General features: G+C 70.7%; 6 protein-coding genes. 3 read left to right on the top strand and 3 right to left on the bottom strand.

Going from position 1 to position 6362, the window contains the following annotated elements; translation table 11 throughout:
* The 3 genes from U9980_RS06050 to U9980_RS06060 all read right to left on the bottom strand — a co-directional run.
* A partial coding sequence (locus U9980_RS06050) for an acyl-CoA dehydrogenase family protein (RefSeq protein ID WP_322767033.1) occupies positions 1 to 377 on the bottom strand: 377 nt, incomplete at its 3' end.
* Positions 374 to 2956, bottom strand: coding sequence for a putative PEP-binding protein (locus U9980_RS06055; RefSeq protein ID WP_322767034.1), 2583 nt, complete (start codon positions 2954 to 2956; stop codon positions 374 to 376). The genes U9980_RS06050 and U9980_RS06055, both read right to left, overlap by 4 nt.
* A complete protein-coding gene (locus tag U9980_RS06060) occupies positions 2953 to 3585 on the bottom strand; it encodes a hypothetical protein (RefSeq protein ID WP_322747100.1) in 633 nt (210 codons plus the stop codon). Before U9980_RS06060 ends, U9980_RS06055 begins: the two co-directional genes overlap by 4 nt.
* A gap of 201 nt (positions 3586 to 3786) precedes the next feature.
* Between U9980_RS06060 and U9980_RS06065 the strand changes: the two genes are divergently transcribed.
* The 3 genes from U9980_RS06065 (at position 3787) to U9980_RS06075 (ending at position 6307) form a co-directional block, all read left to right on the top strand.
* On the top strand, positions 3787 to 4047 hold the full coding sequence (locus U9980_RS06065; RefSeq protein ID WP_322767035.1) for a hypothetical protein: 261 nt from the start codon (positions 3787 to 3789) through the stop codon (positions 4045 to 4047).
* Between the two features lie 99 nt (positions 4048 to 4146).
* Positions 4147 to 5448, top strand: a complete 1302-nt coding sequence (locus U9980_RS06070) for an aromatic ring-hydroxylating dioxygenase subunit alpha (RefSeq protein ID WP_322767036.1) — start codon at positions 4147 to 4149, stop codon at positions 5446 to 5448.
* Positions 5449 to 5527: 79 nt separating this feature from the next.
* Entirely contained in the window at positions 5528 to 6307 is a 780-nt protein-coding gene (locus U9980_RS06075) for an SDR family NAD(P)-dependent oxidoreductase (RefSeq protein WP_322767037.1), read from the top strand.
* Positions 6308 to 6362 lie beyond the last annotated feature (55 nt).

Below are 6362 nucleotides of genomic sequence, written 5' to 3' on the forward strand. Positions count from 1 at the left end.
CCGGCCTGGAGGGTGCCGGCCAGCACCTGGCCGGCCAGCACCGTCGAGGACAGGAAGGGGACGGGTAGGAGGTGAGCGCCCAGCACCTCGGCGACGGTGACGAGCTCGGCGAGGTCGCCCGCGCCGCCGGCCTCCGCCGGCAGACCCAGACAGGCCAGGCCGATCTCGCGGCCCAGGATCTCCCAGGCGTGTTCGTCGAAGCCCGGCCCGTCGTCCCCCAGGCCGCGAGCCAGGGCCGGACCCCCGAGTTCCAGGCAGGCCTGCGCGACGGTGTCCCGCAGGCTTGCGAGCTCCTCGCGCCGGTCGTCAGAACCGGTGGCCGGTTCGGTGGCCGGGGCCGGGGCCCCGGCCGTGGTTGCGCGGGTGTCGACGGTCATGGGGTGCGCTCCGGACTGATCGTGACGGCCTGTGCGGCCTGTGCGGCCTGTGCGGCCTGTGCGGCCTGTGCGGCCTGAGCGGCGGCGAGCCGGGCGACGGGCACCCGTTGCGGCGAGCACGAAACGTAGTCGAGCCCCAGCGGCTCAAGGGTGGCGATCGATGCCGGGTCGCCACCATGCTCCCCGCATATTCCGATTTTGATGTCGGGCCGGACCGCCCGGGCCCGCCGGGTGGCGAGGGCGAGCAGTTCGCCTACGCCGTCGGGGTCGAGCTCGGCGAACGGGCTTGCCGGTAGCAGGCCGCGTTCCAGGTAGTCGGACAGCAACCGGCTCTCGACGTCGTCCCGGGAGAAGCCGTAGGTGAGCTGGGTGAGGTCGTTGGTACCGAAGGACAGGAACTCCGCGTGCACCGCCAGCTGACCGGCCAGCAGCGCGGCCCGCGGCGTCTCCACCATCGTGCCGATGCGGTACGCGACGGTGACACCGCTGCGCCGGGCGACCTCGGTGGCGACGTCTGAGACCGCGGCGGCGGCCAGGGCCAGTTCCCGCGGTATCGAGACGAGCGGGATCATCACCTCAAGGATCGGGCGGACGCCTTCGGCGGCGACGTCGATCCAGGCGGAGAACAGGGCGTCGACCTGAGCCGGGTAGAGCCCGGGGTGCAGGAGGGCGAGCCGTACACCGCGCACGCCAAGCATGGGATTGGCCTCGCGCAGCTGCCCGGCGCGGGCGGCCTGCCGGTCGTCGTCATAGTCACCGTCGTGGGGAAGGAACTCGTGCATCGGTGCGTCCAGGAGACGCACCGTCACCGGACGATCCCCCACCGCGCGCAGCAGGTCGCGGAAGTCCTCGCGCTGAGCGTCGGCCAGGGCCGCGAGCGCCTTGCGTTCGTCCTCGGCATCCTCGGCAAGGATCACCCGGCGGACCAGCGGCAGTCGGGCGCCGAGAAACTGGTGTTCGGTCCGGCACAACCCGATGCCCTCGGCGCCCAGCCGCACGGCGCTCGCCGCGTCAGCCGCGGTGTCGGCGTTGGCCCGCACCCCGAGCCGGCGGTGGTCGTCGGCCCAGCCGAGCAGGACGTCGAGCTCGGCGGAGGGGGCTGCCGGGCGAACCTCGACCGCGCCGACGTAGACGTCGCCGGTGCGTCCGTCAACGGAGATGACGTCGCCTTCGCGTAGCTCCCGCCCATCCACACTGACCCGGCTCGTGGCGGGATCGACCCGCAGGCTCGACGCGCCACACACCGCGGGCCGACCGGCGCCGCGGGCGACCACGGCCGCGTGTGAGGCGAGCCCCCCGCCCGTCGTGACGACGGCGGCGGCGGCCAGCAGACCTGGCACGTCCGCGGGTGTCGTCTCGGTCATCACCAGGATGGTGGGTACACCGTCCGCGGCCCGGTCGAGGGCGTCGAGGCTGGACAGCGAGATCCGGCCGCTGGCCGCGCCGGGGGAGGCGGCGAGCCCGCGTACCAGCAGCGGTTCGCCGCCGCGTAGCCGCAACTGGGGGTGCAGCAGCGCCTGTACCTGTTCGGGCCGCACGCAGCGCACCGCGGTGGCCTTTTCCAGGGTGCCCGCCTGGACCAGGTCCACCGCGAGCCGCACCGTCGCCTGGGGGCTGGGATGGCTCAGTGGCGCGGCACTGAGCAGCGCGAGCTCGCCGTCTTTCAGCTCGAACCCAACCTGTGCGACGGTGCGGAAGTGGTGTTCGAGGGTGGCCAGCGCTTCGCGCAGGAGATCGGCGCCACCGGGCAGCTGCGCCAGCGGCTCGCCCGGTCCGCTCGGCGGTTCGCTGCGGCGTACGCCGCGGTGGAACACCCCGCTCGGTGCGAACGCGCCGGTGTCAGGGTCGCGGCTGGCCGCGCTGCCGTGGCCCGAACGTGCCCACGGTCCGATGAGCAGCGCCTGCAGATGGAGGGCGATCGGGGTGTCGGCCGGCAGTGACTGCGCCGTGCGGGCACGTCGTCCGCGCGGGGAGTTCCACCGGGCCAGCGTCGCGGTGGCGGCGAGCGCGACCTGCTCGGCCGGGTCGTGCGGATAGGGCCGGTTGCCCAGCCGCTCACACATGTCGAGCAGCGCGGGTACCTGTTTGGCCGGGTCGGGGTTGTCCAGGACGAGGTCGTCGAGGTCGTCGGCGGGGACGCCGAGGGCACCTTCGGCGATGGTCCGTACCGTCGCCGACCAGGTTTCGTACAGTGTGTCCGCACGGCCGATCGCGGCGCACAGCGCCGGGGCCGTCGCCGGCGAGAGCCCGAGTCCCGCGACCATCGGTGGCAGGCCCGCCGCCGGCACCGGGGCGCTTGCGACGAGCCGCAGCAGCATCGGGCGGTCGGCCTGCCCGACGCGCCGGCCGGCCAGCGCGGACAGCAGATCGACCGCGCCGCGGGCGACAGTCACCTCGGTGAGGTCGCCGGCATGTGACGCCGGGATCGTGAGACCCGGGACGGTCGGCAGCCCCAGCCGCACGAGGCTGTCCATCTCCATTCCGTGGACGCCGAGCTCGGCGGCGTCCAGACCACGGGCGTGCCCGTGGCCGTATGGGACGAGGTGCGCGCCGGGGGAGGGGGACGACGCAGCGTTCACCCGGCGGACCCCGCGACCAGCCGTTCCTCCAGCGCCTCGTCCTCGGCCCGACTTACACCGAGTAGCAGTAGCAGCTCCTGGTGCAGGCGCATCCACACCGTGTGGTAGGAGTCGCTCAGCGGTGAGGTCAGGGCGGAGGCGTCACCGGCGTCGAACGCGTCGAGCGCGGCGCCCAGGTCGTCACGGTAGTGGCCGAGCCCGGGGACCGGGTCGGCGAGCCGGCGGATGATCCGTGCGATCGATGCGTGCACATCGTCGAACTGATCGCGTACGGTCGCGTCATAGGTGGCGTCGCCATGGTCGTTGGCCGACCCGTCCGGCCGGCACTGCCACGCCGTGCACAGCTCCCGCAACCTACGGTTGACAGGCAGGAACGCATGGTAAAGGACGGTGACCTGCTCCTCGGCCCGGGAACCGGCCGGCAGCCGGGACCAGCCGCCGACAAGCTTCCTGGCGTCGACGGTGGGCATCGTCACCGGGCCCTTGGCCAATGCCAGCCCGGCATGCACCAGGCGGTCCAGTTCCGGGGCCGGGCCACGCCGCATGCCTCGAATGACGAGGTCGGTCAGTGCGGCGCGGGTCGCTTCGTCGAGCGAGTGCGGGTCTGTTCCGGTCGCTAACTGCGTCATCGGTGTTGCCTTTCCTCGTCAGGCCGTGAATCGTGCCCGATGGCGTGTCGTCTCATGATCTGTCATGTCATGAGCTGTCGTGATGCTTCCTGACGGCCTGGAAGCGCCGGGTAGGCCCTGGTCCGACCATCGGTGTGTGATTCCGGTCATGCTGCGTCTTTTGGGAATCCGAGTCAAGAAACAGGCGGGTGCGGCCGTGCTGTGATCGCCGTCGCAGCTGTACCCGGGGACCGTCGTGGCTCAGGCTTCCTCGCTGTCGTTCACTATATAGACGGTGACTACAGTAACTACTTCAGTGCGGACGTGCAGGTCCGGACCGTTGCGGCCGTGCCGGAAGCCGTGGCCGGCCCGAGCAGCACCGCTCCCCGGGCAACCGAGGTGACCGAGGTGACCGAGGGCTGGCGGGCTCGCCGTCGGGGAGCGCCGCCGGTCCCGAGCAAAGTAACTGTTGACATCCTCTAGTTAAGACGATGTGATGCGGGTCATAGGCACCCGGATCGTGACGGAAGGGGCTTCGGCCGTGTCGGCAAAAATGATCTTTACGGTGGAAGGGGTGGTCCGATGACCACCATTGACACGACTCCGCTCGCCGCTTCCGTCCCCGCCGGCGCTTCAGCGGACGTCGACGGCTCTGCGCCCGTCTACACCCCCGCGTTGGACAGCAGCGCTGACACCGTCGTGGGCCGGGACGCACGCTCGGTGATGGAGCGGCTGGTCGGTCTCTATCGGGAGCAGACAACGGAGCAGGCGCCGGCGCAGTGGCGTGAGCCCGTCCGCAACTACTCCGACCCACAGCGCTGGCGTGATGAGATCGACGCCATCCACCGGCGGGTCCCGTTGCCGCTGGCGCTGTCCTGTGAGCTGCCCGAGCCGGGTTCCTACAAGGCCATACAGGTCCTCGACACCCCGGTGCTCATCACCCGGGACGCCGCCGGTGTCGTGCACGCCAGCGTGAACGCCTGCCGCCACCGGGGCTCCGAACTGGTCGCGGAGGGCGTCGGCCGGACGAACCGGGCGAAACGGATCACGTGTCCGTACCATGCCTGGTCCTATGACATGGCGGGCTGCCTCGTCGGCATCGGCGGTGAGAAGACCTTCGGGCCCGTCGACCGCGAGCGTAGCGGGCTGGTGTCGCTGCCCGCGCAGGAGCGGGCCGGCATCATCTTCGTCGGGCTCACCCCGGGCCGTCCGCTCGACCTCGACAACTGGCTCGGCGATCTTGAGCCACTGCTCGAAGGGCTGGGGCTCGCCGGGTGTCATCACCACTCCACGCGGGTGCTACCCGGGCCGAACTGGAAGATCACGGTTGACGGGTACCTCGAGGGATACCACTTCGCCTCGCTGCACCCGACGACGGTCTACACGACCAACCTGTCGAATATGGCCGCGTTCGACAGCTGGGGTCCGCACCAGCGCAACGCGTTCGCGCTGCGGACCATTGCCGAGGCGGCCGCAGCGCCACCCCAGACGTGGGACCCGGCGACCTGCGTCGGTGCGATCTTCTGGCTGTTTCCCGGGTTGGCTGTTTCCGGGGGGTGGCGCCAGTCGGTCTCGGTGTCCCTGGTGCTGCCCGGCCGCACCCCCGAGGAGTCCCGTACCCAGCAGGTGATCCTGCTGCGTCGCCCACCGGCCGACGACGAGGAACGCAGGGCCGCGGACGTCACCCGCGACTGGTTCCACGACGTCGTGCGCGACGAGGACTATTCGACCGGCTTCGGCGTGGCGCGGGGACTCGCCGCGCTTGACGGCACCGATTTCGTCTTCGGCCGAAACGAGCCCGGTGTCCAGCATTTCCACCGTGTCATCGACCAGTTCCTCGACGAGGCCGGTACTGCGCAGCCCGGCCTCGTCGACCCGGGCTGACCGGCACCTGTTTCCCGACCACCTGTTTCCCGACCACCCGATTTCCATCTACCCGTATTCCGACCAGGAGGTCGTACGCATGACTCTCGACGGACGTGTCGCCGTTGTCACCGGAGGCAGCCGAGGCATTGGCCGCGGGATCGTGGAGGTGCTCCTCGCCGACGGCGCCAGCGTCGTGATCAGTGGCCGTTCCGAGGCCAAGGGCAAGGAGGCCCTCGACGAGCTCGCGGTCGGCGACCGGGCGCAGTTCGTGCCCGGGGACGTCCGACTCCAAAGTGACGTGGAGGGGCTGATCGACGCCGCTGTCGCGAACTACGGCCGGGTCGACATCCTGGTGAACAACGCCGGTGGCAGCGACGGGTTCGCCCCGATCCACGAATTGACCGACGAGGCGTGGGGCACCGCCCTCAACTGGAACATCAACGCCGTCTTCTGGGCCACCCGGCGAGCCGTGCCGTCCATGCTCGCCAACGGCTGGGGACGGATTATCAACATCTCCTCCGTCGAGGGCAAGCAGGCCAACAAGGCTGCCGTCAGCCACTACATCACCAACAAGCACGCGATCAACGGCTTCACCAAGGCGACGGCGTTCGAGTACGGCACCACCGGGATCACCTGCAACGCAATCTGCCCCGGCGCGGTCGAGACGGACATGATGAAGGAGGCCGGGCCCGTGGCCGCGGCCAGCGTCGGCATCACCTATGAGGAGTTCCTCCAGACGTACGCGAACGAGTCCGCGATCAAGCGGCTGAACACCGTCGAGGAGGTCGCGGCGATGGCCCGGTTGCTCGCCAGCGACGTCGGCGGCGGCATCACCGGCGCGCTGCTCAACGTCGACGGCGGTACCGCCGCCTGGTAGCGGCGACGGCCTGTGGGAGTCCCGGTTCGGCAGTTCTACCGAACCGGGACTCCCA

It is taken from the genome of Protofrankia sp. Cr1, from assembly GCF_963555865.1.
Classification (GTDB): domain Bacteria; phylum Actinomycetota; class Actinomycetes; order Frankiales; family Frankiaceae; genus Protofrankia.